The organism is Stenotrophomonas lactitubi, assembly GCF_002803515.1.
Lineage (GTDB): Bacteria > Pseudomonadota > Gammaproteobacteria > Xanthomonadales > Xanthomonadaceae > Stenotrophomonas > Stenotrophomonas lactitubi.
This window is the reverse complement of sequence record NZ_PHQX01000001.1, coordinates 1,965,442-1,992,325: the sequence shown is the minus strand read 5'-3', so window position 1 is coordinate 1,992,325 and position 26,884 is coordinate 1,965,442. Positions and strand designations below refer to the sequence as shown.

The window sequence follows — 26,884 nt, the reverse complement described above, 5'->3', positions numbered from 1 at the left end:
CGGGCAATGCCCGGCGCTGCCTCAGCCACTCAGGCCGGGGTCACCTGTTCCGGTTCGGCTACGTCCGGCAAGGGCGGCAGGGTGCGATCCACTGTTACCGGGGCATCGCTCTTCAACAGCGCCGCCGCCTCCTTGTTGCAGCCCACGGCTGGCGGCGAACCGCGCAGCGGCAGGCCGGCGGTTTCCTTCACGAAGATCATCGTGATCAGGCCGATCACCGCCGCGCCCATCAGGTAGTAGGCCGGCACCAGCGGATCGCCGGTGCGCTCCACCAGCCAGGCGGTCACCAGCGGCGTGGTGCCACCGAACAGCGACACCGACACGTTGAACGCAATGGACAGCGCGCTGTAGCGCACCGGCGTATAGAACAGTGCCGGCAGCGTGGAGGGCATCGAACTGGTGAAGCACACCAGCGCCAGGCCCAGCAGCATCAGGCCAAGGAAGATCAGCCAGTCGTTGCCGCTGCCCACCAGCAGCAGGCTCGGCACCGCCAGCACCAGCAGCGCGATGCAGGCGCCAATGATCATCGGGCGCCGGCCCAGCTTGTCGCTGAAAAGGCCACCGACGATGTTCAACGGCATCATCACCAGCATCACGATGATGATCAGCAGCAGGCCCTTGCTCTCCGCATACCCCATGGTCACGCTCAGGTAGCTGGGCATGTAGGTCAGCAGCATGTAGTCGGTCACGTTGAACACCAGCACCAGGCCCATGCAGACGATCAGCTGGCGCCCGTGCACACGGAACAGATCGAGCAGGCCGGGGCGCTCATGGTCGCGCTTCTCGGCTTCTTCGGCGAACGCGCGGAACGCTGGCGTTTCCTCCAGCCGCATGCGCATATACAGGCCCAGCAGGCCGAGTGGGCCGGCCACCAGGAACGGAATGCGCCAGCCCCAGTCCAGCATCTGCTCGCTGCTCAGCAGCATGTGCAGGGCGGTGACCGTACCGGCGCCGGCGATGTAGCCGCCCAGCGTGCCGAACTCCAGCCAGCTGCCCATCAGGCCGCGGTTGCGGTCGGTGGAGTACTCGGCAATGAAGGTTGCCGCGCCGCCATACTCGCCACCGGTGGAAAAGCCCTGCACCACGCGCGCGAGCAGCAGCAGCACCGGCGCCCAGATGCCGATGCGTTCGTAAGAGGGAATCAGGCCGATGGCGAAGGTGCCCAGGGCCATCATGATCATGGTGAAGGCCAGTACCTTCTGGCGCCCGTACCGGTCGCCCAGGGGCCCGAAGACCATGCCGCCCAGCGGGCGTACCAGGAAGGCCACGGTGAACGTGGCGAACGCAGCGATCACCTGCGCGGTGGGGTTGCTGGAGGGGAAGAAGACCTGGCCGATGGTGACGGCGAGATAGCCATAGACACCGAAGTCGAACCATTCCATCGCATTGCCCAGTGCAGCGGCGCCCACGGCGCGCTTGAGCATGGGTTTGTCGACAACGGTGATCTCGTCGACCTTCAGATGGCGGCGGCGTTTGAACCAGCCGAAATGGGCGTGGGCATCGGAGTTGTCCTGCATGGGGACTCCCTTGGAAGAATGGAAATGGAGTGGAATGGGCGGTACGGATGTCCCGAAAGTCGGAAACGGCGATGCTGGCGCAGCAGGCGCAGGGGCATCGAATGGAAGGCCCGGAACGGGGCGAATGGTGTGTGCGATCAAACGCCGCGCACGCGACAAGCATTGCCCGCTGCCAGAACGCGGGACAATCGGATGGGTCCGATTACGTGTCAGACCGCGTCAGTGCACGTGGGGTGGTGGCAGGCGCAGAGAACAGGCGGGGCAGGGCCCGCAGGCGTCATCCGCCGGGATCCAGCGCGAGGCGATGGAAAGGCGAGGGGGAAGCAATGATGGAAAGCGAAGCGCCGGTCGGCAGTGCTTCCCGCATGCCAGCAACAGGTGCTGACGCGCAGTGGGTCGTGTCGATCATGTGTTCATGATAACGGTTACAGTGTGAGCGTGCCGAGAATCGCGCCAGCACGAACGCAGCGTTCCATGTTGCCTGTTCATGCAGATGACCCACGCACATCGAATGAACATGTTGTGCTCACCTCGCTCACGCCATGCCTTCTACGGTGGTTGCGAACCAACGCAAGGAGTAACGCATGACCCGTCGCATTCCCGAAGGCACCCTGGTTATCGTCGCCGATGGTGGCTCGGCCCGCGTGTTCACCAACGTCGGCAGCGAGCAGAAGCTCACCTTGAAGCAGGAAGGCGAGCTGCGCCTGCAGGACATCAGCGAGCAGGGTGTATCCGGACAGGGGCCGTCCGGCGCGGTGCCCAAGGACATGTCGATCTCGCAGCTCAACGAAGCGACCTTCGCCAAGCAGGTGGCCGAGCAGCTCAACGAAGATGCACTCAACAACCGCTACGCGCATCTGGTGCTGATCGCCGATCCCACCACGCTTGGCCGCATCCGTCCGTTGCTGCATAAAGAGACGCAGGCGCGGTTGCTGGTCGATATCGCCAAGGATCTGACCAACGCGCCGCTGGAAGACATCCAGCGCACGCTGCAGGCGTAACCGGCATGCCCTTCATGCGTGATCATGTAGCCGCCGAGCCGGCCCGCGCGGAGGTGGATGCGCAGGCCGGTTGGCTGCTGCTGGAATTCGGCGCGCCGTGGTGCGGCCATTGCCAGGCCGCGCAACCGGCACTGCAGGCCTTCGTGGATGCGCATGATCTGCCGCACTGGAAGATCGAAGATGGCAAGGGCAAGCCGCTGGGCCGCTCGTTCCAGGTGAAGCTGTGGCCGACGGTGATCCTGTTGCGTGACGGCAAGGAAGTGGCGCGCGTGGTGCGGCCGGTGGATGCGGCAGATCTCGCCACACTGCAGAGCGCGCTGCCGGATTGACCGGCTCCTGTAGAGCCGAGCCCATGCCCGGCTTGCTCCGTCACCAACCGTAGTGCTCGATCACACCAGAGTCGAGCATGGGCTCGGCTCTACACGCTTCAATGCAGCGTCACCCGCACATGCTGCTCGCGCAGTTCATGCAGCAACCGCCGGCCATGCTGGCTCAGCGCCATCATCGCAACCATGATCTTCTGTAGGTTGTAGCCCGGGCGAAGATGCGCCTGTGGGTCTACCGGTTCGTTCTCACCGATCATCATTGCCATGCCCTCGGCGGTGTTCAGGGCGTGCTCGATGCGGAAGAACAGGGATTCCATTTCCGGGGTCAGGATGGGCGGTTCATGCGACATGCGATGGCTCCTTGAGGTACGTGGCCACCGGAGGGTGGCGGGCGATGCGGGTTGGAACTTCGGCTGAGCTACGAGAAAAGCCGGAGGGCCATGCGGCCGCCGCGCACCGCCCGCCGTAGTCATGGCAAGCAGCTCTCGTAGCTCATTCCGGGGTTCCAATCCCGGCAGCGGTGTTCGCGCTGCGCGGACATCCTGCACACGCCATCCAGCGCAGTTCCAATAGATTTTTCATACGGAAATTTCTCCACCTGAAGCGCGAGCATCTGCATGTCGCGCGCAGCCCAGCAGACGACCTGATAGCGCCATGATGTGGCGCGATGCGCTCGTTCCGCAGCGACGAGCGCGCTCGCCCGCGCAACCCGAAAAGCAAAAAGGCAGCCCGGCACGCAAACCCGGGCTGCCCTCACAAGGCCAGAAACGCCTTACCAGCTGTAGCTCACACCCACCTGCGCACTGGTCTGGTGGAAACCGCTGGCCTTCTGCAGCGACAGCCCACCCCACGCACCCACACCGTTGCCGAACCTCAGCGACGCACCGGCACTGAACTCGCCACGGCTGTGCGGAATGCGTGCGTCCACGACTTCATCGTCCATGCGGATCTGCGATTCGGCACGGGTGTGCAGCCAGTGGGCCGCGATGTACGGCTGCACTTCTGTCGTTCCGTTGCCCCAGCGCGTCACGCCGGACAGGCGCAGGCCGGCGCGGCCGAACAGGCCATCGGCATCCTCGCTGGTTACCACCGTGCCGTTGGCTTCGGTGTGGCGGTTGCCGTCCCAGCGGTTGTAGCCCAACTGCAGCTGCGGCTCCAGATAGATGCCGCCGTTGCTGGCGCCGCCTACACGGAAGGCGTAGCCGGTTTCCACCGCACCCTGCCATGCACGGCTGTCATAGCGCTCGTCGGCCAAGCCGATGCCTTCAACGCGGTTGCGGAACTGGGCGCGCTGCACCGAGCCATCCACGTAGAAACCCGCATACGGGTCGGCGCCGTTATTGCCACGCCAGGTGCCGTACAGGCCCAGCGCTTCGCCCTTCACCTTGCCGCGTGCGTAGTAACCGGTCAGTGCATTGGTGGAGGTGCTGGTGGCATTACCTGTGGACAGCATCACGCCCACGCTGCTGCCCGAATCGTGGCGCCACACATCGGCACCGACGGTCAGTGCCTGGCTGTTGCCGCGGATGTCGAGCTGGCGGCTGACCGCATCGAAACCGTTGCGCGAGCCGTCCACGCGCGCCCACGCACGGCCACCGTTCTGGCCGGCCTGGCGATCGTGGTAGCCCAGGCGGAACATCGTCTGCGCGGCCTGCAGGTTGGCCAGATAGGCGCCGGGTTCGGGGCGCAGCACGGGTTCGGGATTCACCGGATTGCATTCGGGCAGGGTGGGGTCGACCTCGCACGGTTCCGGCTGGGTGGGCAGCTGCGAACGCAGATACCAGTTACCATCGGCGCCGGTGCCCTTGTGCAGGAAGTACTCGTACTGCCCACCCACGGCACGGCCGGCCAGGTTGAACTGGCCATTGGAGGCACCGCCCACCTGGATCAGCTCGATGCCCTTGTCGGTCTGCGCGCCGGCGCCACCGACATTGTTGACGCGCACGTTGGCGCTGCCGCTGGTGTCGCCGCCGATGATCAGTTTGTCGGTGGCAGCGCTGTCGCCAGCCAGCACGGTGTTGAACAGGATCGTGCCGTCATTGCCGCTGAAGTTGCCCGCGACGTTGAGGGTATTGAAGGTTGTGCCGTTGCCCAGCGACACCGTGCCGCTGCCGAGATCGAGCCGGCCAACGGTGGAATTGCCGGTCATGTTCCAGGTAGCGGCATCCAGCGCCACGCTGGCGACGTTGGTCATGGCGCCGGTGATGCTGGCGTTGCCGGACAGGGCCACGTGCATCTGCGACGCCGCATCGGCGCGCAGGTCGCCTTGCAGATTGGAGGCCTGCACATTGAAGTCCAGGGTGCCGCCGTCGATGACTTCGGCGATTACGCCGTTGCCGCCAGACACCGTACTGCCGTTGGTCACATTGATCGTGGTGTGGTCGAAGTCGACGCCGCTGCCAACCAGGATGCCAGTGCCGTTGCGGCCGATGACCGTTGAGCCATCAATAGTGATGGTATTGTCCGCAATCTGGCTTTCAGAGCCCACGCCGTCTTCCTTGACGACAATTCCGTTATCGTCGCCGGAGACCGACGAACCATCGGCGATCCGGATGGTCGAGTTGGAGAATATCGCAAGGCCGGTTGCGAGACCTGTAGGCATCCCCAGCGCATCATTTCCAGCTGACTCGACTCGGGTATTGGAAAGTTCAAGCATGCTGCCCTGAACGTATGCGCCTACGCCACGACCAATGATGGTCGAATCCGTGGCAGTCACCGCAGAAGGCAGAAGTGTTCCGGAACCATCGGGAAGCAGGCCATTGGTAACGCCCATTCCAGCGGCCAGGTCATTGCTCAGCCGGGAGCCGGAGATGCGGGCCGAAGCTGAGGTAACCACAACTGCTCTGAACGCTTGGCTGGCGTCCACCGTCGCTCCCACCATCTGCAGATTCGCACCTTGTAACACTGCGACAGAAGAGGCCGCGCTGCCCGATGTGAATGCAAGCGTAGCGCCGGAGCCGATCGCTCTCCAGGCTTCGACGGGATCACCGGCATTGACGGTGGCGCTTTCACCGGGGTTGAGGTCCCTGGACTGAGCGGCGGGGGCAATGGCAAGACCAGCCGCAACGGCCAGCGCAAGCGAACAGCGAACAGCGATCTTCATGAGGACTCCTGGTAGATGGAAATTCCGGAAAGGGACCGCATTCATGTCGCCGGCGTGAATCAAGCGCGCAGATGCAGTGAAGGCGGTGTGATTTTTCGAGACCTTCGGGGGCATGGCTGTGACAGAGTGCGAAAGCGGTCACATCACGACTAACGGTGTCGTCTTTGCTCAGATTCGGTCGTGATTGGCATGGAGCACAGTCTGTTGATCGATCGCGGTTCGATCCATGCAACTTGTTGCAATCGTTCCGTTCAATAGTCCCGGTGAATGAAGCCATTCAGCCGCAGCGCAGCATGCGGTGTGGCAGGGCCGGTGCTAGGATCTGACCATCACCTGAATCGATCCAAATGCCGATGCCCACGCTGGACCGTCGTCTCCTGATCGCTGTCGCCGCTACGGCGATGTTCGCCTCCGGCCTGGCTGTGGCCGCCCCGGCCAGGACTGCCGCCGACAAGGCCTATGCCTCGGTCGATCCGTTCATCGGTACCGGCGGTGAGGGGCACACGTACCCCGGCGCAACGGTGCCGTTCGGCATGGTCCAGCTCAGCCCCGACACGCGCATCCAGCCGCGAGAGAAGGCCTATGGCTGGGCGGCGGGCTATCGCTATGACGACAGCAGCATCGTCGGCTTCTCGCACACGCATTTTTCCGGCACGGGGCATTCAGACCTGGGCGACATCCTGCTGATGCCGTTCACCGGGAACCCGGGCCTGGAGCGCGGCGACCCCGAGAAGCCCAAGAGTGGTTACGCCTCGCGCTTCCGCCACGACGACGAAAAGGCCGAGCCGGGTTACTACGCAGTCACCCTGGACGACTACAAGGTGCGTGCTGAGCTGACCACCAGCGCGCGCGTGGGCGTGCATCGCTATGCGTTCCCCAAGGGCACCGAGGCCAAGGTGTTGCTGGACATGCGCACCAGCATGTATGACTACCCGGGCAAGATCCTGTGGTCACGGGTACGCGTGCGCGACGATGGCACCGTCACCGGCTTCCGCGAGACCCGCGGCTGGGCCGCCGGCCGCCAGCTGTACTTCGCGATGCGCTTCTCGCGGCCCCTGGCCAGCCACGAACTGCACAACACCGAACAGAACATCGTCTACAAGGGCTTTGCGCCCCCGGGCGAGAAGGACCCGAAGCAGCGCGCGCAGATCGAGGGGCGGCAGCTGGTGGGCACCTTCGACTTCGGCAAGCTGGAGGCGCCGCTGGTGGTGAAGGTGGCGATCTCGCCGGTCAGCGAGGCCGGCGCCATCGCCAACCTGGATGCCGAAGTGGCCGACTTCGATTTCGACCGCGTGCGCGTGCAGGCAAAGCAGGAGTGGACGCAGGCGTTGTCGGTGCTGGATATCGACGCGCCGGAGCACGCGCGTCGCAGCGCCTACACCGCGCTGTACCACACGCTGCTGGGGCCAACGCTGTTCATGGATGCCGACGGCCAATACCGCGGCTCTGACAATGCGGTGCATCAGGCCAAGGGCTACACCAACTATTCGACGTTCTCGCTGTGGGATACCTATCGGGCGCTGCACCCGTTGCTGACCCTGGTGCAGCCGGAAAAGCGCAACAGCGACTTCGTCAATTCCATGCTGGCCCATCACGAGCACAGCCCTTACGGCATGTTGCCGGTGTGGTCGTTCCATGGCCTGGAAGACTGGTGCATGATCGGCTACCACGCGGTGCCGGTGATCGCCGATGCCTACGTGAAGGGTATCCGTGGTTTCGACGCGGACAAGGCGCTTAAGGCGATGGTGGAGACCGCCAACTACGGTCCTTACGATGGCATCGCGCAGTACCGTGAGCTGGGCTACGTGCCGATCGACGAAGAAGGCGAAGCGGCCAGCAAGACGCTGGAGTACGCCTTCGATGACTGGACCATCGCGCGCATGGCACAGGCGATGGGCAAGGCCGATGTGGCGGCAACCTTCGACAAGCGTGCCGGCAACTGGCGCAATGCCTTCGACAAGGACACCGGCTTCATGCGTGCGCGCAAGCGCGATGGCAACTTCCGCACCCCGTTCGACCCCAGCGCCAGCGGCTACGGCACCGACTACACCGAGGGCAATGCCTGGCAGTACTCGTGGTACGTGCCGCAGGACGTGGCTGGTCTGGCCGCCGCACATGGTGGCAGCGACAAGCTGCTGGCGCGCCTGGATGAAGTGTTCAACGCCAAGGTCGATCCGGCCATCTTCGAACACATGGAAGACATCACCGGCCTGATCGGCTGGTATGCGCATGGCAACGAACCCAGCCATCACGTGGCCTACCTGTACTCGTATGCCGGCCAGCCGTGGCGCACGCAGGCACGCCTGAAGCAGATCATGGACACGCAGTATGCCGATCGCCCCGATGGTCTGGCCGGCAACGATGACGTGGGCCAGATGTCGGCGTGGTATGTGTTCACCGCGCTGGGCTTCTACCCGGTGGCGCCGGGCTCGGGCGAGTACATCCTCGGCCGGCCGTTCCTGCCGAAGACCGCAATGCGGTTGCCGAACGGAAAGACGTTCACCATCGTGGCCGAAGGCCTGGACGACAAGCACACCTATGTCGGCAGCGTGACCCTCAACGGCAAGCCGTTGCAGCGCACCTTCCTGCGCCACGATGAGATCCTGGCTGGTGGCGAGCTGCATTTCACCATGCAGGCCGAACCGAACAAGAACTGGCCGGGGCAGGGCGCGCAGGCGCCGTATTCGATGTCGCGGTAACACCCACGGTAGCGCCGGGCCATGCCCGGCGTTGATGGACGGCGCCAACCAAGGTTGGCGTCTACCGGAACCGCGCACACCGCTGGTAGATGCCAACCTTGGTTGGCATGCGATCTACACCATCCCACCATTGGCGCGCAGCACCTGGCCGTTGATCCAGCCACCATCGGCACCGGCCAGGAACGCCACCGCACCGGCGATGTCTTCCGGCGTACCCAGCCGCTCCAAAGGATTCATCTTCGCCAGCCGCTCGATCAGCTCCGGCGACTTCCCGTCCAGGAACAGATCGGTGGCGGTCGGCCCGGGTGCCACCGCGTTCACGGTGATGCCACGCCCACGCAGCTCCTTGCTGAGGATCGCCCCCATCGTCTCCACGGCGGCCTTGCTGGCGGCATACACGCTGTAGTTTTCCAGCTTGATGCCCACCACGCTGGTGCTCAGGGTGACGATGCGGCCACCATCGCGCACGCGTCGCGCGGCCTCGCGCAGCACATTGAACGCGCCCTTGAGGTTGATGCCGATCACGCGGTCGAACAGGGCATCATCGCTGTCGGCCAGTGTGGCCAACTGCAGCACGCCGGCACTGTTGACCACCACGTCGATGCCACCGAAGCGCGCCTCGATCGCGTCGAACAGGGCATGCACAGCCTGCGGGTCGGCGACATCGGCCTGCAGGGCCATGGCGTGGCCGCCATGAGCGGTCAGTTCGGCAGCCAGTGCCTCAGCCTCTTCGCGGCGGCCGGCATAGTTGATCACCACGGTGTGGCCGTCGGCGGCCAGGCGGCGCGAGATCGCAGCGCCGATGCCACGGGAGCCGCCGGTGACCAGAGCGACAGAACGGGAAGCGGGGGAGGTCATGGCACATTCCAGAAGGTCACGCCGGGATGGCGCAGGGCCATCTTCGTCTCTCCGCCGTCGCGGATAATCATGGATAATCCGGAAACATCATCCGGCCGGCCGAACAATGGATCGATTCACCGCCCTGCGTGCCTTCGTCCGGATCGTCGAGCGCCGCAGCTTCAGCCGGGCCGCCGAAGACCTGGGGCTGCCGCGGGCCACGGTGACCGATGCGATCAAGGCATTGGAACAGCGCCTGGGCGTGCGCCTGCTGCACCGGACCACGCGCGTGGTGGTGCCGACGCTGGAAGGCGAGGCCTTCTACGGCCGCTGTCTGCGCCTGATCGCGGACATGGACGATGCCGAAGCCGCGTTCCGTGACGTGCCACCGCGCGGGCCGCTGCGCATTGAAGTGCACGGTACGCTGGGCCGTCACCTGCTGTTTCCGCAGCTGCCGGATTTCCTGCAGCGTTACCCGGACATCGAACTGGAAGTCAGCGAGGGCGACCGCTATGTCGACCTGCTGCGTGAGGGCGTGGATGCGGCCATCCGCGTGGGCACGCTGGCCGACAGCGATCTGGCCGCGCGGCGCCTGGCGCTGCTGCGCGAGGTCACGGTGGCGTCGCCTGCCTACGTGCAGGTGCACGGACAGCCGGATAGCATCGCGTCGCTGGCGGCGGGGCACCAGATGGTCGGCTACCGTTCCAGCGCCACCGGCCAGCTGATTCCGCTGGAGTTCCAGCAGGGCGGCCAGGTGCGCCATATGCCGTTGCCGGCGCGCGTGCGGGTGTCCGGCGCCGACGCCTTCCTCGGTGCCGCGCTGGCCGGGCTGGGCATCATCCAGGCACCGCGCTACCGGATGGACCCGTACATTGCGCGTGGGCAGTTGCTGGAGCTGTTGCCGGATATGCCACCCACGCCGAGCCCGGTCAGCCTGGTCTATCCGCGCAACCGCACGCCATCGCCACGGTTGCGGGTATTCATCGATTGGGTGGCGGGTGTGTTCGAGCCGGAGCGCGCGCACGGCGGCCCATCCACGCATGGCGTGGATCTACTGGCGTGACCGTTCGAGTTGGCGCCGCGTGGTGGCTCATCCACGCATGGCGTGGATCTACGGTAGCCACGCTGACGGCAGGGTACCGACAACGCGGCGGAAGGCAGCGCTGAACTTGCTGGGATTGGCGTAGCCGCAGGCCATGGCCACCTCGGTCACGCTGAGGCCGCCCTGCAGCGCCTGCTGCGCCCACTGCATGCGGCGCTGGGTCAGGTAGGCATACGGTGGCATGCCGGTGGCGGCGCGCAGCGCGCGGCTGAAGGTGGTCGGTTCCATGCCGAGTACGCCGGCCAGTGCTGCGACATCCAGCGGCTGCGAACGGTGTTCTTCAATGAAGCCCTGCAGCTGGCGCAGCTGCCGCGATGACAGCGGTGCAGCCATGCGTGGCCGGGCGGGCGGTTGGCCGGCAAGCTGGGCCAATCGCCGCACCACCACTTCTGCACCGTACTGCAGGAAGCCGGGCACGCAGGCGTCAACCTGTGCGCTGGACCATAGCGCGTGCAGTACGGAGGCGATGACCGGGTCGCGATGCAGTCGCAGGGAAAGGGAGGGGACGTCCGGGAAGCCGCCAGGCGCATCGCGCCACTGCGCGGTATCGATGGCCATTCCCAGCAGCTCCACCGCAGGGCTGGCGTAGTGTCCATGATCGCCGGGCAGTACCACGTTGAACTGGCCTGGATGCCACGGCGCCTGCAGGACCCCGCCAGTGGTGCGTTGGTACAGGTTGCCGCCGCCGGCCAGCAGCAGGCCCAGCCGCACCTGGTGCGGGTGCCCCATGGCGCCTTCGCTGGCCTGGAAGCCATGGCGCAGCAGAACGACCGAGCCATCCTCGCTGGTCACGGTTCCCTCCATGGGCTGGGTGGCTTCCCGGTGCAACTGGTCGGCGAGGGCGGGCATGGCGGGTCCAGGAATGGAGCAGCGCTGACTGCAATGGAGTGGCGGCGAACGTCGAATGTTACAGGATAACAGTTTGCGCCAGCCGGCCCGCCAGGCGCGTTTCCGTTCCTCATGAGGTTTCCCTTGAAAGCCCCCGTTTCCTCCGTTGCCCTCGTCGCAGCGTCGTTGCTCGTTCCTGTTCTTCCCGCCCACGCGCAGTCCGCCGATGCCACCACCCTCGATGGCGTGGTGGTCACCGGCTCCAAGCGCGACACGCCCTACCTGAAGAGTGACCTGTCGGTGACCGTGCTTGATCGGCAGGCGCTGAAAGAAGCCGGTGTCACCGAGTTCCGTGACCTGGACAAGCTGGCCCCCAACGTGAAGTTCAACGTGATGGGCCAGCTGAGCAACATGTTCATTTCCATCCGCGGCATCGAATCCAATCCTTTCCTGGTCAACCGCGCGTCGGTCTACATCGATGGCATTCCGTTCCGCGAGCTGAGCAACGCGGTACTCAACCAGGTGGAATCGGTCGAGGTGCTGCGGGGGCCGCAGGGCACCCTGTACGGCGCCAACAGCGAATCGGGGCTGGTGCTGGTGCGCACGCGCGGCCCGGCCGATACCCGCGAGGGTGAGGTGAACGTACGCAGCACCTGGTTCGGCAACGGTAACGGTACGGCCGTGGATGGCTTCCTGGCAGGCCCGCTGAGCAAGGACGGCACGCTGTCGGGCTCGGTGGCGTTCATGGGGTCCGATGAGGATGCCCACCTGAAGAACCTGACCCCGTACGGCGCGCGCGGCGAAGTGAAAGAGGGCTATCTGCAGGGCAAGCTGCGCTGGCGGCCCAGCGATTACGTGACCGTCAACGCCTTGGCCTATCACCTGCGCACGCGCGCACCAGGCATGTTCGAGTACGAGTACCTGCCGCTGGATACCGGCCTGTACAACCGCACCTATGGCGACCGCCTCAATGGTGGCCGCCATGCAGGTGATTTCACCTACATCAACGATGCGCCCAAGCGCACCGAAAAGGACGAGACCGTTGCCGGCCTCAGCGCGCAGTGGCAACTGCAGTCCGGCACCCTGGATGTCGCCGCCTCGTACCGCAGCGAGGAAACCACCTCGGCTGGCTATGACTTCGACATGACCGCCAGCTCCGCGCTGGCCGGCTACATCTACGACAAGAAGGATGCATGGAATGCCGAGGCGCGCTTCAGCTCGCCCAGCGACCAGGCGCTGACCTGGATGGCCGGTGTATCGACCTATCGCATCGACAAGGATTCGATCCAGGGCACCTTCGTCGGCCCGGCGCTGCGCGGGCTGGACAGTTACAACCTGGCGCCGCGGCAGACCTCCAAGGGTGAGGACTACAGTGTTTTCGCGACCGCCAGCTACACGCTGCCTGCATTGCCGAAGCTGACCGCCAGCCTCGGCATCCGCCACGAGCAGGCCCGCCGTTCCACCGAACAGCGCGCCGGATTCCTCGACCTGGGTGCGGGCGGCCTGGTGCGCTACCGCGACGCAGCCCTGGCGCATACGTTCTCGGCCACGTTGCCGCGCGTCTCGTTGCGCTATGACGCCAGCGATGATCTGTCGTTCTATGCGGCCTCGGCCAAGGGCTATATCCCCGGTGGCTTCAACCTGGCCGCCGCGCAGAGCGATGTGATCAACGACAAGGTGCTGCGCTACGAATCCGAACGCATGTGGAGCCATGAAGTAGGCTTCAAGATGAACCTGGCGGGCGGCCGTGGCCATATCGGCGGCGCCCTGTTCCATATCAGCTCGGACAACTGGCAGGAAATCCAGGTGGCCACCGATGCCAACGGCCGGCCGATCTCCTCCGACTACGTGGGCTCGGATGCCTCGATACGTTCGCGCGGTGCAGAGCTGGAAGGGGTGTTTGAAGTCGCGCCGGGGTTCACGGTGATGGCCAATGTCGGCTATGTCGATGCGACGTACACCAAGCTGTGGGTCAGCCCGCAGGAGAACCTGCACGGCAAGCGGGTCAAGCTGACGCCGCACTACACCGGCTACCTGGCCGCGCGGTATCAGTTCGATTCCGGCATCTATGCCCGGGTGGAATCGCAGTTCACCGGTTCCAGCGCGCTGGACGAGCGCAACCGCGCGTTCCAGCCGGCCGTGGCCGTACTGGGCGTGCAGCTGGGTTACGAGCGGGGCCCGTGGAGCACGCGCGTGTTCGTGCAGAACCTGACCGACAAGCGCCGCATCAACGGCCTGATCTTCGACAACCTGGCCTTCGGCCGCGATGGCAACTACTACGGGCCGGTGGACAGCCCGCGCATTGTCGGTGCCGAGGTCGGCTACCGGTTCTGAAGGGTCATCAGCCGGCGGACCGCAGGGCCCGCCGGTTGCGCAGATGTGCGACGGCCAGCATCACCCCTCCGCAGGCGGTGGCAGCGCCATGCCAGAGCAGCGATTCCTTCAATGGCAGGTACAGCCAGGCCGACAGCAGCAGGATCGCGCCTGCAAGGGCCACGCACAGCGGCAGTGCGCGCTGATGGCGGCGCTGCCCGGCGGCGGTGCTGAGCAGGGCGATCGTCGAGGCCAGCAGCGCGAACAGCCATTCCCAGCGCGACATCACCAGCAGCGCGGTCATCGCCGCGTGGCCAGGGTGCTGGAACGAGCGCAGCGCCATCATCGCCGCGGGCGTGAAGGCCAGCAGCAAGGGCAGGGCCACGCAGTGTGCGGCACAGGCCAGCGACAGCCAGGCGCCTGCCAGATCGAAGCGGGGATGCCAGCGTGCCGAAGCTGGCGGCTGGGTGCGGGCCCTTGCGGGCGAGGTCGGGATATGGTCCATAATGTTACATAGTAACAATACGGAGCTCCCCCATGAAACGTTCTGCCGCCCTTCTACTGCTGCTTGCTGCTCATTCTGCGAACGCCCACGACGTGCGCCATCACGATGCGCATGTCCATGGCCAGGCCGATGTCGATCTGGCCGTGGACCAGGGAACGCTGGAGCTGGCACTGCGTGCGCCGGGCATCGGCATCCTCGATTTCGAACGACCACCTGCCGACAGCCGCGAACAGGCCGCATTGGCGCGGGCGCGATCGATCCTGCAGAGCGGCAGCTGGGTCACGTTGCCGAGCGCTGCGCAGTGCCGGTTGGACCATGCCGAGGCGACTGCGGAGGGGTTTGCGCCAGTAGCAGTGGCAACGCAGCCTGGCCAGCACACGCACGCCGGATTCACAGCAGCACTGCGCTACCACTGCGCCAACCCGGCGGCATTGCGCGGGCTGGCATTGCCGCTGCCGACGCTGTTTCCAGGTCTGCATGAGGTGATCGTCAATACCGCGACGTCGACCGGGCAAGGCCGCAGCGTGGTGACCGCCGACAGCCTGCGGGTGCCGCTGGCGCCATGAACGAGGCCGCCATCATCGACCTGCAGGGCGTGCAGTTCGGCTACGCAGACCGGGCAGTGCTGGACATCGCACAGCTGCAGGTGAGCGCGGGCAGCAGCGTGCTGCTGCGCGGCACCAGCGGCTCGGGCAAGAGCACGCTGCTGGGCCTGCTGGCAGGCATCCTGCTGCCGGGCCGCGGCAGTATCCGTGTCGCCGGCCACGCAGTGAACACGCTCGGCGCCGCCGCGCGCGATCGTTTCCGCGCCGACCAGCTGGGCGTGATCTTCCAGCAGTTCAACCTGCTGCCGTTCCTGAGCGTACGCAACAACATCGCCCTTGGCGTGCGCTTCTCGCCGTTGCGCAATGCGCGCATCGACGGTGGGCTGGATGCCGAGATCGCGCGCCTGCTGCGCGCGCTGCAGCTGGACCCGGCACTGATGGCGCGTGCTGCGGGCACGCTCAGCGTTGGCCAGCAGCAGCGCGTTGCCGCTGCCCGTGCCTTGATCGGCCGCCCGGCGGTACTGCTGGCCGACGAACCGACTTCGGCGCTGGACCCCGACGCGGCCACGGCCTTCCTGCAGCTGATGTCCGCGCAGTGCCGCGCCGCCGGTACCACCGCGCTGGTGGTCAGCCACGATGACCGCCTGCAGCCGTTGTTTGACCAGGTGCTGTCGCTGGGTGATCTGAACCGGGCAGGGGGCGCACATGCTTGAGTTGGCCTGGGCCAGCCTGCGCAGCCGCGCCCTGAGCGTGAGCCTGACCGTGCTGGTCATCACTCTGAGCGTGGTCCTGCTGCTGGGGGTGGAACGCATCCGCACGCAGGCCCACGAGGGCTTCGCCAGCACCGTCTCGGGCACGGACCTGATCGTCGGCGCGCGCTCGGGGCCGGTGAACCTGCTGCTGTATTCGGTGTTTCATATCGGAGACCCGACCAACAACGTGTCCTGGCAGTCCTACCAGGAACTGTCCACGCTGCCGCAGGTGAAATGGGCAGTGCCGCTGTCATTGGGCGATTCCTGGCGTGGCTATCGGGTGATCGGCACCACTGCCGACTACTTCGAACATTACCGGTATGGCGCAGGTCATCCGCTGGCATTCGCGCAGGGCAAGCCGTTCGACGACCTGTATGACGCGGTGGTCGGCGCTGAAGTCGCGCAGGCGGCGCACATCGGCGTGGGCGCTGACATCGTGCTGGCCCATGGCACCGGTGCGGTAACCCTGGCCACGCATGCCGACAAGCCGTTCCGTGTGGTCGGCATCCTGCAGCGGACCGGCACGCCGGTGGATTCTTCCGTGCTGGTGTCACTGCCGGCGATCGAGGCGATCCATGTCGACTGGCGCTCCGGCGTGCACCTTCGCAGCCAGCATGTCAGCGCCGAACAGGCGCGCCAGCTCGACCTGACCCCGACCAGCATCACCGCCTTCATGCTGGGCCTGAACTCGCGCATCGCCACGTTCGGCGTGCAGCGCAGCATCAACGAGTATCCAGACGAAGCGTTGCAGGCCATCCTGCCCGGCGTGACCCTGCAGCAGCTGTGGCAGTCGCTGGGGACGGCCGAGCGCGCGTTGCAGTTGATCAGTGCGATGGTGGTGCTGCTGGGCATGGTTTCGCTGATGGCGCTGCTGGTATCGACGCTGCAGGAGCGCCGCCGTGAGATGGCGGTGCTGCGCGCTACCGGTGCGCGTCCAGCCTATGTGGCCTGCCTGCTGGTCGTTGAAGCCGTGGCCACCGCTGCGATGGCCTGCGCGCTGGCGCTGGCCGTGCTGACCTGCGCCAGCGTGGTGGGGCGCAGCTGGGCGCTGGCCAATTTCGGTCTGTCGATTACCCACGTCTGGCCGGACGCGCGCGAACTGGCCTGGGTGGGGGGCGTGCTGCTGATCAGCGCGGTCGCAGGCCTGCTGCCTGCGCTGCTGGCCTACCGGCGCACCCTGGCCGATGGCCTGGCGCCTGCGTCATGAGCCCGGGCGTCCGCGGATTGCTGCTGGCTGCGGCAATGCTGCTGGTCGCCTGCACGCGGCCGACCGATACCGGTGTGCAGGCACTGCCTCCGTCGCCGGTGCAGAGCAATGCTGGCACCGAAAGCGAGCAGGAACTGGACTGGTTGCAGATGCTGCCGGGCGATGAACTGGCCGCACTGGAGCGCGGCGAGGGGCCGGAGGTGCAGCACAGCGGCAACCGGCGCATGGCCCAGTTCGGTACGTTCCGTACCGTGGACGCGGTACTGGATCGCGCGGTGCGGTTGCCGGGCTATGTCGTGCCTTTGGCCAATGCGGCGGATGGTCGACTGCTCGAATTCCTGTTCGTGCCGTACTACGGCGCGTGCATCCACGTGCCACCGCCGCCACCGAACCAGATCGTGCACGTGGTACTGCCGCGGCCGATCGCCATGCCCGACATGTACTCGCCGTTCTTCCTGGCCGGCGTGTTGCGCGCCGAGCGGGTGGACGATGATCTTGCAGGCTCGGCATACAGCATGGCCGACGCCGAATTGAGGCCTTATGAACCGTAGCGCGAAGGTGCTTGCCGTTCTGCTTCCCGGTGTACTGCTGACCAGCTGTGGCCGGCCCGCCGTGGAGGCTCCGCAGCCACAGGCCAGCAGCGCTGCCGCTTCGCCAGCGGCGCCGTCTGCAGTGATCGACCGCTGGGACGCGCTGATGCCCGGGGAGGACAGCTTCCAGCGTCCTCCGCCGCAGATCGGGCTGTCGCGTGGCAACGGCATGGATGGGATAGGCGGATTGATCGACGACACCGGGTCGGGCTCGCTGCCCGGGCAGGCCATCGATCATTCCAGCCCTGTGCGCGCGCGGCAGTTCGGCTCGTCGGCGGTGGTCGATGGCGTGGATGGACGGGCGCTGGACCTGGATGGCTATGTGGTGCCGCTGGCGATGAACGACGCGGGACAGGTGGACGAACTGCTGTTCGTGCCGTTCTATGGCGCGTGCATCCACGTACCGCCGCCACCGCCGAACCAGATCATCCATGTGACCCTGGCCACTCCAATCACGATGGGCGCGTTGTGGGATCCCTACCGGCTGTCAGGGCGCCTGCAGGTGAAGCACTTCGAGGCGGACATCGCCAGCGCGTCCTATGACGCAGCCGCGGCGACGCTTTCCGCGATCACCCGATGACGAGGCTCCGCGCACGCACCGTCACGCTGCTGATCGTGGTGCTGCTGCTGGCAGGGACCGGCGTGGCGCTGCTGTGGAACGCAACGCACGCGCCCTCGCCACCGGCAGTGGCATTTCCCGCACCGGCGGCGGAAGCGCAGGCACGCATCGAACATCACATGGCTGCAGACAAGGCCTTTCGTGATGACCTGCTGTTCCTGCTGGTGGCGACGCTGCGCGACCGTTGCGAACCGGCGCAGGCGGGAGTGCTGGCACGCATGGCCAACCGTGCGTCGCTGCCGGTGCTGGCGGCGGTGAGCGCCGTGACCACGCAGGATGCGAGCCTGGACCGACCGATCTACCAGTACATCCAGCACCGCGCCGACGCTACCGGCTGCGGCCAGCCACTGCGCCTGCCGGCAGGCGATGGCGGCAGCATCGAGGTGGATATCGAACAGTACGCACGCACCTTCCCGGACAGCTACTTCGACCCGCAGCGCAGCAGTGCGCCGCGTGACTTCGGCGGGCGCCCGCTGCCAGAACGCGCCGGCAACGCCTGCAACAGCGTGGTCTATTCGGTGCTGCCGCTGGGAGGGGGGGATTGGCGCTGCAGCACGCTGCGCAGCAACGCCCGTGCGCGGGTGCGTGCGCTGTGCGAAGAGGCGATGCAGCGGCAGCACGGCCATCTGCGTGGCGAGCTGGATGCCGAAGTAGGCCAGGCCATGCAGGAGCCGGTAGTGCAGGCGGTCGCTGCATTGCCTGCGGAGTGCAGGTAAGCCAGGGCCGTGGCGCAGCGGGCAGGGCGCCTCCCGGAAGCTGAATGGCGTTCGCTGGGACATTCATAACTATACAGGACGTCCTGTATAGTTATGGGCGTACTCCTTCCCCTCCAGGTTCCCATGGCTCTCTCCCAGCCCTTGGACGGTGCTCCGTCCCTGTCGCGCGCCCGACGCTGGTCGCTGCTGTTCACCGTCGCCGCCGGCCTGCTGCTGGTCACGTTGGACAATTCGGTGTTGTACACGGCGCTGCCGACCCTGACCGAGGAGCTCTCGGCCAGTGCCGGGCAGGCGTTGTGGATCATCAACGCCTATCCGCTGGTGATGGCCGGCCTGCTGCTGGGCGCTGGCACCCTGGGTGACCGCATCGGCCACCGGCGGATGTTCCTGATCGGCCTGGTGGTGTTCGGCGTCGCCTCGTTGGCGGCCGCGTTCTCTGCGACCGCCGCGCAGCTGATTGCAGCGCGTGCCTTCCTCGCCGTGGGTGCGGCGGCGATGATGCCGGCCACGTTGGCATTGATCGGGCTCAGCTTCCATGAAGAGCGCGAGCGCAACATCGCCATCGCGATCTGGGGTTCGGTGGCCATCGTCGGTGCGGCACTGGGGCCGATCATCGGTGGCTGGCTGCTGCAGCACTTCTGGTGGGGCTCGGTATTCCTGATCAACGTGCCGGTGGTGGTGGTCGCCTTCATCGCGACCCTGGTGCTGGCGCCGGAAGGGCAGCGCGACAGCACGCGGCCGTGGGACCTGCTGTCCTCGTTGCTGGCACTGGCCGCGCTGTCCGGGCTGGTGCTGGCGATCAAGTCGCTGATCGCTACGCCGCCCTCGTACGGTGTCGGCGCGGTCTCGCTGCTGCTGGCGGTCATCGCCGGCTTCGCCTTCAGCCGCCGTCAGCAGCAGTTGCCCTATCCGCTGCTGGATTTCGCCATCTTCCGTAACCCGGCGTTCCTTGCAGGCACGCTGTCGGCAGTGTTCACCCTGTTTGCGATGGCCGGGCTGCAGCTGCTCACCACCCAGCGTTTCCAGCTGGTGGCCGGCCTCAGCCCATTGCAGGCGGGCCTGCTGGTATCGGTGGTGGCGCTGGGCAGCCTGCCCAGCGCGTTGCTGGGCGGCAGCGTGCTGCATCGTGTCGGCCTGCGTCCGTTGATCTGTGGCGGCCTGGCGGCTGGCGCGGCAGGTGTGGGCGTGGTGGCGCTGGGCTTCCCGCACGGCCTGGGCTGGGTGGTAGCCGGCATGGCGATCACCGGCTTCGGCATGGGTGCTGCGATCTCGGTGGCGTCCACCGCCATCCTCAACAACGTGCCGCCGCATCGTGCGGGCATGGCCTCGTCGGTGGAGGAGGTGTCTTACGAGTTCGGTGGCCTGCTGGCGGTCGCGCTGCTGGGCAGCCTGAGCGCTGCGATGTACGGCGCGTTCCTGCCGGAGTCGGCGGACATTCCGGCCGCCGCGCGCGAGGGGTTCACCCAGGCATTGCACGTGGCGCGTGAGGCGGGGCAGGGTGAGTGGTTCGCCCTGGCAGCCGCGGCCTACGATCGCGGTTACCAGATCGTGCTGCTGGTGATCAGCGCGGTGCTGGCGGCCGGCGCGGTGATCATCGCGCGCCTGCTGCGTGGACGTGCTGGCGGCCGCGACGGCGCTTCCGATCGCGTAAAATAGCGGCAATGAGAACCAGCAAGCGCGAGCGCATCCTCGACGCCGCCGTCAGCGTGATCAACCGCGACGGCGTGCGTGCGGTCACCTTTGAATCGGTGGCGGCCGAGGCGCAGTTGACCCGTGGCGGCCTGCTGTACCACTTCCCGTCGCGCGAAGCGTTGCTGCGCGGCATCGACGAGCACCTGGTGCAGAGCTGGGAAGCATCGATGGAGGCGCTGCTGGGCAAGTCGGCTGGCGAGGCCACTGCGCTGGAGCGCTACCAGACCTTCGTGCGCGTTTCGGCACAGAGCGCCACCCGCGCCGAGCTGATGTTCATGCTGGACTCGGTGGACCCCGAGTTCCCCAGCGACCGGCCGTGGGCACCGGTAGTGCAGCGCTGGGCACCTTCGCCACCGGCCGCCGGCAGCGACGACCCTGCGGCGCTGGACAATTTCGTGGCGCGGTTGGCCGCCGACGGCCTGTGGATCTACGAGGCCATGTACGAAGGCCAGCTGGACGAGAAGGTGCGCGCACAGTTGACCGAGCGGATCGGCGGGCTGCTGTCTCCCGAGCAGTCCCCGAAGGACTAGCCGCGGGCTACAGCGTCGCCAGCCACGCGCGGGGCGAGAGCCCCAGGCGCTTGCGGAACGCCTTGGACAATGAAGCGGTATCGGCAAAGCCGACGTCGGTCGCCACCTGCTTTGCCGCTGCCCCCGCGCGCAGCTGCGTGCAGGCCAGGCTCAAACGCCAATCCAGCAGGTAGCTGGCCGGCGTGGTCTGCATCACGTCCTTGAACACCGCTGCGAACGCGCTGCGCGACAGCCCGGCGATGGACGCCATCTTCGGCAGGGTCCAGGCCTGCTGCGGCGACTGGTGCAGGGCTACCAGCGTGCGTGCCAGGCGCGCATCGGACAGCCCGCGCATCAACCCGTGGCTTACCCCCGCAGCATCGGGATGATCGATCACCCAGCGCAGTACCTGGATCAGGGCAACCTCGAACAGCCGGTTGGTCAGCAGGCGCGAGCCGCAGCGCTGGCGGTCGGCTTCCGTGAACAGCAGGTGCAGGGTGCCGTCCAGTTCACCGATGGCTGACAGCGGCACCACCATCACCGGCGGCAGCGACTGGACGACCGGATTGCGTGCACCGCCGTCGAAATCCAGCGTGGCGCAGGTGAAATCAGGGCCGTCCAGCGGCGCGTTGAGGAACACATGCCGCAGTGGCCGCGGGTACAGCAGCAGGCTGGGGGCGGTGACCTTCAGCTGGCGCGTGATGCAGTCCGCGTCGGGGTGATGCACCTCCATTTCCCCCTTGCGCAGGATGTGCAGGAAGGCGCGCCCCGGCTGCGGTTCGAACACGTGCCGTCCGCACAACGGGCCGGAATGGAACAGCGCTGCCTGTACCCGGAACCGTTCGAGCAGGGTCGACAGCCGGTCAGGCACATCGTCGGACGGTGGGATTGGGGGCAGTGTGGCGATCATGGATGAATGGACAACATATCTGGAGATAAATGCTCAATTCGTCCGGCGAGTCTACCTACGATGAGCCCATCGTCCAATCCCGGGCGCTATCGCAAGGAGTACCCCATGTCCCGCATTCCCCTGATCGATCCGACCTCGACCACGCCCGAGCGCCAGGCCCTGCTGGGCCAGGTCCACGCCGCCTTCGGCGCCACGCCGGCGATGTTCCGTGCCGTGGCCAACTCGCCTGCCGCGCTGCAGAGCATGTGGGGCTCATTCGGCGCGCTGGGTGGCGGCCGTCTGTCGCCGCTGCTGGGTGAGCAGATCGCGGTGGCCATCGCCAACCGCAATGCCTGCGAATACTGCCTGGCCGCGCACACGGCGCTGGGGCGCAAGGCCGGCGCCAGTGGCGAACAGATGGCCGCTGCACAGATCGGCCAGTCCAGCGATCCGGCCACCGCCGCCGCCTTGGACTTCGCGCTGAAGGTGGTCGAGCAGCGTGCGCAGATTGCCGACGCTGACGTGCAGGCGCTGCGCGCGGCTGGTTTCGATGACGAGCAGATTGTGGAGATCCTGGCCCACGTAGCGCTCAATCTGTTCACCAACTACGTCAACGTGGCCTTTGACGTGCCGGTGGACTTCCCGAAGGTGGCGCTGCGCTGAGGCCGCGCCGTCAAGCAGGTGGGTGGCCGTGCAGGCCATCCCCCTGCAGCCGCTCCGGGTGGGTATACACGTTGAAGCCCCCTTCGCGGGCAAAACCCACCAGGCACAGCCCGGCGCTGCGGGCCAGATCGATGGCAAGCGCGGTGGGTGCCGAGACGGCGGCCAGTACGCTGGCACCGGCGCGTGCTGCCTTGCTGACCATTTCGTAGCTGGCACGGCTGGACACCACCAGCAGGCCGCCATCGATGCTGTGTTCGTTGTGGTGCAGCGCACCGATCAGCTTGTCCAGCGCGTTGTGGCGGCCCACGTCTTCGCGCACCCAGCCGATGCGGCCGCTGGCATCGGCCCACGCCGCTGCATGGGTCGAACCACTGGCAGCATTCATCGGCTGGTGCGGGGCCAACCCGGCCAGTGCCCGCTGCAGGGCAGCCGTCTGATAGGTGCGGCGGTCATTTACCGGCGGCAGCGGACGCAGCACGTCTTCCAGCTGACGCGCACCACACAGTCCGCAACCGCCACGACCAGGCAGCAGGCGGCCATTGTCGGGGTCCAGCCCTGCGCCAGGGGCGTTGGCGGACACGGTCATCTTCAGCTCGATGCCTTCCAGTTGTGGCTGCACCTCGGCGGACAGCAGCTGATCGGGGCGCTCGATCAATCCTTCGCTGAGCGAGAAACCCAGGGCGAAATCCTCCAGGTCGCACGGCGTGGCCATCATCACCGCGAAGGCGGCACCGTTGTAGCGCATCACCACCGGCACTTCTTCGGCGATCACGTCCACCTGTTGCTCCTGCCCTGTGCTGCGCCAGCGTTGCAGCGTGCGCAGTGCCGTGCCGGCGGGCGGAGGGGAGGGCGGCGTCGATCCTGGCATGCGGCACATCCTGGGCAAAGCAGAAGGGCAGGCTACGCCCGCAGAATAGCGCAGCCATCCAGTGAAGACGCGGCGGTAACCGTTGCCATGGCAGCCTGCGTTACCACAGCCGGGCTATGGCGCCGCGGTTGCCGGCGTGCTTGACTGGCCACGGCAGCCGGGCGCGGGCCCGGCACTGCAGGCAGGCACTCCACCAACGCAGGTTCCCGACCATGTCCGAACAGAAGCCGCCGCGTTACAAGCCCTACAACCAACCGGCAGGCGGCTGGGGGGCCGCCGGTGCGACCGCCAAGGTGCTGCTGCAGCAGAGCGTGATCGGCAAGGGATCGAAGGCACTGCTGGCGATGAACCAGCCGGGTGGCTTCAAGTGCCCCAGCTGCGCGTTCCCCGATGCCGACCACCGCAAGAAGCTGGAATTCTGCGAGAACGGCGCCAAGGCCCTGGCCTGGGAAGCGACCCAGCACCGGGTGACCCGCGAGCTGTTCGCCCAGCACACCGTCACCGAGCTGATGGCGCAGACCGATTACTGGTTGGAGCTGCAGGGCCGACTGACCGAGCCGATGCGCTACGACGCCGCCACCGATCACTATGTTCCCTGCGAATGGGACGAGGCGTTCGCGCTGATCGGCCGCCATCTGCAGGCGTTGGACCACCCCGACCAGGCCGAGTTCTACACCTCCGGCCGCACGCCCAACGAGGCGGCGTTCCTGTATTCGATCTTCGTGCGCGAGTTCGGCACCAACAACTTCCCGGACTGTTCGAACATGTGCCACGAGCCGACCAGCCGGGGCCTGCCGCCGGTGATCGGCGTGGGCAAGGGCACCATCGTGCTGGACGACTTCGAACACGCCGAGGCGATCTTCGTGATGGGCCAGAACACCGGCACCAACTCGCCGCGGATGATGAGCAATCTGGTGGAAGCGCGCAAACGCGGCGTGCCGATCGTGGCGGTCAACCCGATGCCGGAGCGCGCCCTGATCCGCTTCACCGAACCGCAGGACGTGGTGCAGATGGCCACGTTCGGGTCCACCGAGATCACCAGCGAGTTCGTGCATGTCCGTATCGGCGGCGACCTGGCGCTGATCAAGGGCATGATGAAGGTGATGTTCGAGCGCGAAGCCGAGGGCGAGCAGGTGCTGGATCATGCCTTCCTGGCCGAGCACACCGTTGGCCTGGAGGCATTGCGCCAGGATGTGCTGGCGCAGGACTGGGATGAGATCGTGCGGGTGTCGGGCATCGCGCAGGAGCAGATACGGCGCTGCGCGGAGATCTATATCCGTTCGCGTGCGACGGTCATCTGCTATGGAATGGGCCTGACCCAGCACCAGCAGGGTTCGCGGCTGCTGCAGCAGGTGGCCAACCTGCTGTTGCTGCGCGGCAACTTCGGCAAGCCGGGCGCGGGCATCGGCCCGATCCGCGGGCATTCCAACGTGCAGGGCGACCGCACGGTCGGCATCGATGAAAAGCCCACGGCGCGCTACCTGGATCGGGTGCAGCAGGTGTTCGGTTTTGATCCGCCACGCGAACACGGCCACCACGTGGTCGAGTCGATCGCGGCGATGCTGGATGGCAGCGCCAAGGTGTTCATCGGCATGGGCGGCAACTTCATCCATGCCGTGCCCGATACCGAACGCGCCTACGAAGCCATGCGCAGACTGGAACTGACCGTGGGCATCGCCACCAAGCTTAATCGAGGCCATCTTGTGCATGGCCGCGACGCGCTGATCCTGCCGGTGGTGGCGCGTTCGGAGTGGATCCGCACACCACTGGGGGAACAGTTCGTCACCATCGAAGATGCGATGTCCAACGTGACCGCGTCGCGCGGCGTGCTGGAGCCGGCCAGCGAGCACGTGCTGCCGGAAGTGGAGATCGTCTGCCGCATGGCGATGGCGGCGTTGCCGGACAGCAAGGTGGACTGGGCCGCGTACATGCACGATTACGGCCCGATCCGCGACCTGATCGCCGCCGTCTACCCGGACATCTACACAGGCTTCAACGAACGCATCCAGGCACTGCACGGCTTCCACCTGGATATTCCACCGCGCCGGCGCGTGTGGCCGACGCCGAACGGCAAGGCCAACATCCTGGTCATGCCCGGCCTGGAAGTGAACACGGTGGTCGATGATCCGGAGATGCTGCGGCTGGCCACGGTGCGTTCGCACGACCAGTACAACACCACCATCTACAGCTACAACGACCGCTACCGGGGCGTGTACAACGACCGCATGGTGGTGTTCATGAACATCGAAGACCGTCTGGCGCGCGGGCTCGGCAAGGAAGCCCTGGTGAGCCTGGAAACGATCAGCGACGATGGCGTGACGCGGCGCATCGAAGGCCTGACTGTGCTTGACTATCCGATGCCGCGCGGTGCGTTGGCGGGCTACTACCCGGAGCTGAACCCGCTGCTGCCGCTGGACTACTACGATCGGATCAGCGGTACGCCAGCGGCGAAGTCCATTCCGGTACGGATGCGCGCGCAGGTCGAGGTGCCAGCGTAGAGGAGAGTCATGCCTGCTTGCCGGCGGGGCCGGTGGCGTCGAGTAGACTCGGCGCTAGCGGGCGCCCAGGTGTGGGTTGGTATCTTCGTCCAGGGCAAACGAACAACGGTAGTAGTCGGCGGTATCCCGCCACACCGCCAGGATGGGCTCCTGGATCTTTGTCACCAGTCCGCGGGCCGTTTCCCGATCATTGGCCTGGCAGGCGAAGTAGGCGAACGCCTGCTGGTTCCATTCGTCCGGGTAGCGCGCCAGGATGTCCTCGAAGCCGCGTTTCATGCTCGGCCAGTCGACGGCCGAATCGACGAACAGGCGTTTGCCATACTCATCCTGCGAGGCTACCCAGTAGATGCGCGCATACAGCATGTACTGATCGCGCGGCGGCGCCAAAGCCATGACCCGCCGTGCGTAGATCTCCAGGCCCTGTGCATCGCCACCCCATTTTGGCGCGAAGTAGCGGACGGCCGCGAAGTACAGCGGGTAATAACCGGGGAATCGCTTGATCCCTTCGTCGTGCAGTGCGATGAACTGCTCCAGTGGCCAGCTGCGCTCGATGGCGAGGTGTTCCATCAGCTCGTACCAGTATGGATCCGTCGAGACGACGGCCTTGTGCTGCTGCAGGTAGTCGATGGCTTGTTGCTGGTAGGTATTGAAGGGCCCCCAGTCTTGGTCCTTGACCGTGTTGGCATAGCCGCTGCCGCGAATGCTCCATGCGTGGCTGGACAGCATCCTGGCCATGGCCAGGTGCGCCGCTGGCGACTTCGGATGCCGTTCGATCCAGGTGCGCACGATCTTCTCGCGGCCAGCCCAATAGGCGGGGTCGCGGTTGGTGATGCTGAACGCTCTGGAGATACCGGCGTAGTAGGTGGACAGTTTCCAGACGCCACTGCCGAAGCGCTGATCCGTCGTGCGGTAGCGTTCGCCCAGTCGTTCCAGCGTGGCGAAATCCTGCTTCTCGAACAGTTCGGTGGCCTGCCGGGTAACAGCGTGGCGATCAGTCAGTTCGTCGGCACGGATGGACGTGGCGGCGAAGAGCAGGACGAGCGCCAGCAGCGATCGCATGATTCCATTCATCGAGACAATTCCGTGTCCTGGAGGAGGCCCGAGC

The 26,884-nt window shown here is 66.2% G+C and carries 24 protein-coding genes; 15 read left to right on the top strand and 9 right to left on the bottom strand.

The window, feature by feature from the left end; genetic code table 11:
• Nucleotides 1–29: 29 nt before the first annotated feature.
• Nucleotides 30–1,517, bottom strand: coding sequence for a glycine betaine/L-proline transporter ProP (proP, locus tag CR156_RS09395; RefSeq protein WP_100552646.1), 1,488 nt, complete (start codon nt 1,515–1,517; stop codon nt 30–32).
• A 584-nt stretch (nt 1,518–2,101) separates the two neighbouring features.
• On the opposite strand from proP, the gene CR156_RS09390 reads away from it, so the two are divergent.
• Both CR156_RS09390 and CR156_RS09385 read left to right on the top strand, forming a co-directional pair.
• Nucleotides 2,102–2,518, top strand: a complete 417-nt coding sequence (locus tag CR156_RS09390; protein ID WP_089235798.1) for a baeRF12 domain-containing protein — start codon at nt 2,102–2,104, stop codon at nt 2,516–2,518.
• 5 nt (nt 2,519–2,523) lie between these two features.
• Complete coding sequence (locus CR156_RS09385; protein WP_100552645.1) at nt 2,524–2,847, top strand: thioredoxin family protein; 324 nt, start codon at nt 2,524–2,526, stop codon at nt 2,845–2,847.
• A gap of 98 nt (nt 2,848–2,945) precedes the next feature.
• Here the strand turns inward: CR156_RS09385 and CR156_RS09380 are convergent, their stop codons facing one another.
• Nucleotides 2,946–3,194: a hypothetical protein gene (locus CR156_RS09380; RefSeq protein WP_100552644.1), complete on the bottom strand. Its 249-nt coding sequence runs from the start codon at nt 3,192–3,194 to the stop codon at nt 2,946–2,948.
• 422 nt (nt 3,195–3,616) lie between these two features.
• Nucleotides 3,617–5,446 carry an autotransporter family protein gene (locus tag CR156_RS09375; RefSeq protein ID WP_243381767.1) on the bottom strand — a complete coding sequence of 610 codons (1,830 nt, stop codon included), beginning with the start codon at nt 5,444–5,446 and terminating at the stop codon, nt 3,617–3,619.
• An 848-nt stretch (nt 5,447–6,294) separates the two neighbouring features.
• On the opposite strand from CR156_RS09375, the gene CR156_RS09370 reads away from it, so the two are divergent.
• On the top strand, nt 6,295–8,646 hold the full coding sequence (locus tag CR156_RS09370) for a GH92 family glycosyl hydrolase (RefSeq protein WP_100552642.1): 2,352 nt from the start codon (nt 6,295–6,297) through the stop codon (nt 8,644–8,646).
• 114 nt (nt 8,647–8,760) lie between these two features.
• Here the strand turns inward: CR156_RS09370 and CR156_RS09365 are convergent, their stop codons facing one another.
• Entirely contained in the window at nt 8,761–9,504 is a 744-nt protein-coding gene (locus tag CR156_RS09365; RefSeq protein ID WP_100552641.1) for an SDR family oxidoreductase, read from the bottom strand.
• Nucleotides 9,505–9,610: 106 nt separating this feature from the next.
• Here CR156_RS09365 and CR156_RS09360 point away from each other — a divergent pair, with 106 nt between their 5' ends.
• Nucleotides 9,611–10,546: a LysR family transcriptional regulator gene (locus CR156_RS09360; protein WP_100552640.1), complete on the top strand. Its 936-nt coding sequence runs from the start codon at nt 9,611–9,613 to the stop codon at nt 10,544–10,546.
• 48 nt (nt 10,547–10,594) lie between these two features.
• Here CR156_RS09360 and CR156_RS09355 read toward each other — a convergent pair whose 3' ends face one another.
• Nucleotides 10,595–11,434 carry a helix-turn-helix transcriptional regulator gene (locus CR156_RS09355; RefSeq protein WP_100552639.1) on the bottom strand — a complete coding sequence of 280 codons (840 nt, stop codon included), beginning with the start codon at nt 11,432–11,434 and terminating at the stop codon, nt 10,595–10,597.
• Between the two features lie 123 nt (nt 11,435–11,557).
• Here CR156_RS09355 and CR156_RS09350 point away from each other — a divergent pair, with 123 nt between their 5' ends.
• Entirely contained in the window at nt 11,558–13,747 is a 2,190-nt protein-coding gene (locus tag CR156_RS09350) for a TonB-dependent receptor (protein WP_100552638.1), read from the top strand.
• A 7-nt stretch (nt 13,748–13,754) separates the two neighbouring features.
• On the opposite strand, the gene CR156_RS09345 is transcribed toward CR156_RS09350, so the two are convergent.
• Nucleotides 13,755–14,231 carry a MerC domain-containing protein gene (locus CR156_RS09345; protein WP_100552637.1) on the bottom strand — a complete coding sequence of 159 codons (477 nt, stop codon included), beginning with the start codon at nt 14,229–14,231 and terminating at the stop codon, nt 13,755–13,757.
• A 32-nt stretch (nt 14,232–14,263) separates the two neighbouring features.
• Here CR156_RS09345 and CR156_RS09340 point away from each other — a divergent pair, with 32 nt between their 5' ends.
• The 8 genes from CR156_RS09340 to CR156_RS09305 all read left to right on the top strand — a co-directional run bounded on the left by CR156_RS09340 (nt 14,264) and on the right by CR156_RS09305 (nt 20,882).
• Nucleotides 14,264–14,797 (top strand): ZrgA family zinc uptake protein, encoded by a 534-nt coding sequence (locus CR156_RS09340; RefSeq protein ID WP_100552636.1) that lies wholly within the window; start codon nt 14,264–14,266, stop codon nt 14,795–14,797.
• On the top strand, nt 14,794–15,489 hold the full coding sequence (locus CR156_RS09335; protein WP_100552635.1) for an ATP-binding cassette domain-containing protein: 696 nt from the start codon (nt 14,794–14,796) through the stop codon (nt 15,487–15,489). The genes CR156_RS09340 and CR156_RS09335 overlap by 4 nt, the downstream gene beginning before the upstream one ends.
• The gene (locus CR156_RS09330; protein WP_100552634.1) at nt 15,482–16,735 is read left to right on the top strand and encodes an ABC transporter permease; all 1,254 of its coding nucleotides are present in this window, start codon (nt 15,482–15,484) and stop codon (nt 16,733–16,735) included. Before CR156_RS09335 ends, CR156_RS09330 begins: the two co-directional genes overlap by 8 nt.
• Complete coding sequence (locus tag CR156_RS09325; protein ID WP_100552633.1) at nt 16,732–17,286, top strand: DUF3299 domain-containing protein; 555 nt, start codon at nt 16,732–16,734, stop codon at nt 17,284–17,286. Before CR156_RS09330 ends, CR156_RS09325 begins: the two co-directional genes overlap by 4 nt.
• Complete coding sequence (locus CR156_RS09320; RefSeq protein ID WP_100552632.1) at nt 17,276–17,905, top strand: DUF3299 domain-containing protein; 630 nt, start codon at nt 17,276–17,278, stop codon at nt 17,903–17,905. Before CR156_RS09325 ends, CR156_RS09320 begins: the two co-directional genes overlap by 11 nt.
• Nucleotides 17,902–18,660, top strand: a complete 759-nt coding sequence (locus CR156_RS09315) for a hypothetical protein (protein ID WP_243381764.1) — start codon at nt 17,902–17,904, stop codon at nt 18,658–18,660. The genes CR156_RS09320 and CR156_RS09315 overlap by 4 nt, the downstream gene beginning before the upstream one ends.
• A 123-nt stretch (nt 18,661–18,783) precedes the next feature.
• Nucleotides 18,784–20,316: an MFS transporter gene (locus CR156_RS09310; protein ID WP_100552631.1), complete on the top strand. Its 1,533-nt coding sequence runs from the start codon at nt 18,784–18,786 to the stop codon at nt 20,314–20,316.
• 5 nt (nt 20,317–20,321) lie between these two features.
• Nucleotides 20,322–20,882 carry a TetR/AcrR family transcriptional regulator gene (locus CR156_RS09305; RefSeq protein ID WP_100552630.1) on the top strand — a complete coding sequence of 187 codons (561 nt, stop codon included), beginning with the start codon at nt 20,322–20,324 and terminating at the stop codon, nt 20,880–20,882.
• A 7-nt stretch (nt 20,883–20,889) separates the two neighbouring features.
• Here the strand turns inward: CR156_RS09305 and CR156_RS09300 are convergent, their stop codons facing one another.
• Nucleotides 20,890–21,771 (bottom strand): AraC family transcriptional regulator, encoded by an 882-nt coding sequence (locus CR156_RS09300; RefSeq protein WP_100552629.1) that lies wholly within the window; start codon nt 21,769–21,771, stop codon nt 20,890–20,892.
• 105 nt (nt 21,772–21,876) lie between these two features.
• On the opposite strand from CR156_RS09300, the gene CR156_RS09295 reads away from it, so the two are divergent.
• Nucleotides 21,877–22,413: a carboxymuconolactone decarboxylase family protein gene (locus CR156_RS09295; RefSeq protein WP_100552628.1), complete on the top strand. Its 537-nt coding sequence runs from the start codon at nt 21,877–21,879 to the stop codon at nt 22,411–22,413.
• A 10-nt stretch (nt 22,414–22,423) separates the two neighbouring features.
• On the opposite strand, the gene fdhD is transcribed toward CR156_RS09295, so the two are convergent.
• Nucleotides 22,424–23,281, bottom strand: coding sequence for a formate dehydrogenase accessory sulfurtransferase FdhD (gene fdhD, locus CR156_RS09290; protein ID WP_100552627.1), 858 nt, complete (start codon nt 23,279–23,281; stop codon nt 22,424–22,426).
• 212 nt (nt 23,282–23,493) lie between these two features.
• Between fdhD and CR156_RS09285 the strand changes: the two genes are divergently transcribed.
• Nucleotides 23,494–25,779 carry an FdhF/YdeP family oxidoreductase gene (locus CR156_RS09285; RefSeq protein ID WP_100552626.1) on the top strand — a complete coding sequence of 762 codons (2,286 nt, stop codon included), beginning with the start codon at nt 23,494–23,496 and terminating at the stop codon, nt 25,777–25,779.
• A gap of 54 nt (nt 25,780–25,833) precedes the next feature.
• Here CR156_RS09285 and CR156_RS09280 read toward each other — a convergent pair whose 3' ends face one another.
• Complete coding sequence (locus CR156_RS09280; RefSeq protein WP_230109290.1) at nt 25,834–26,838, bottom strand: DUF4034 domain-containing protein; 1,005 nt, start codon at nt 26,836–26,838, stop codon at nt 25,834–25,836.
• Nucleotides 26,839–26,884: the final 46 nt, after the last annotated feature.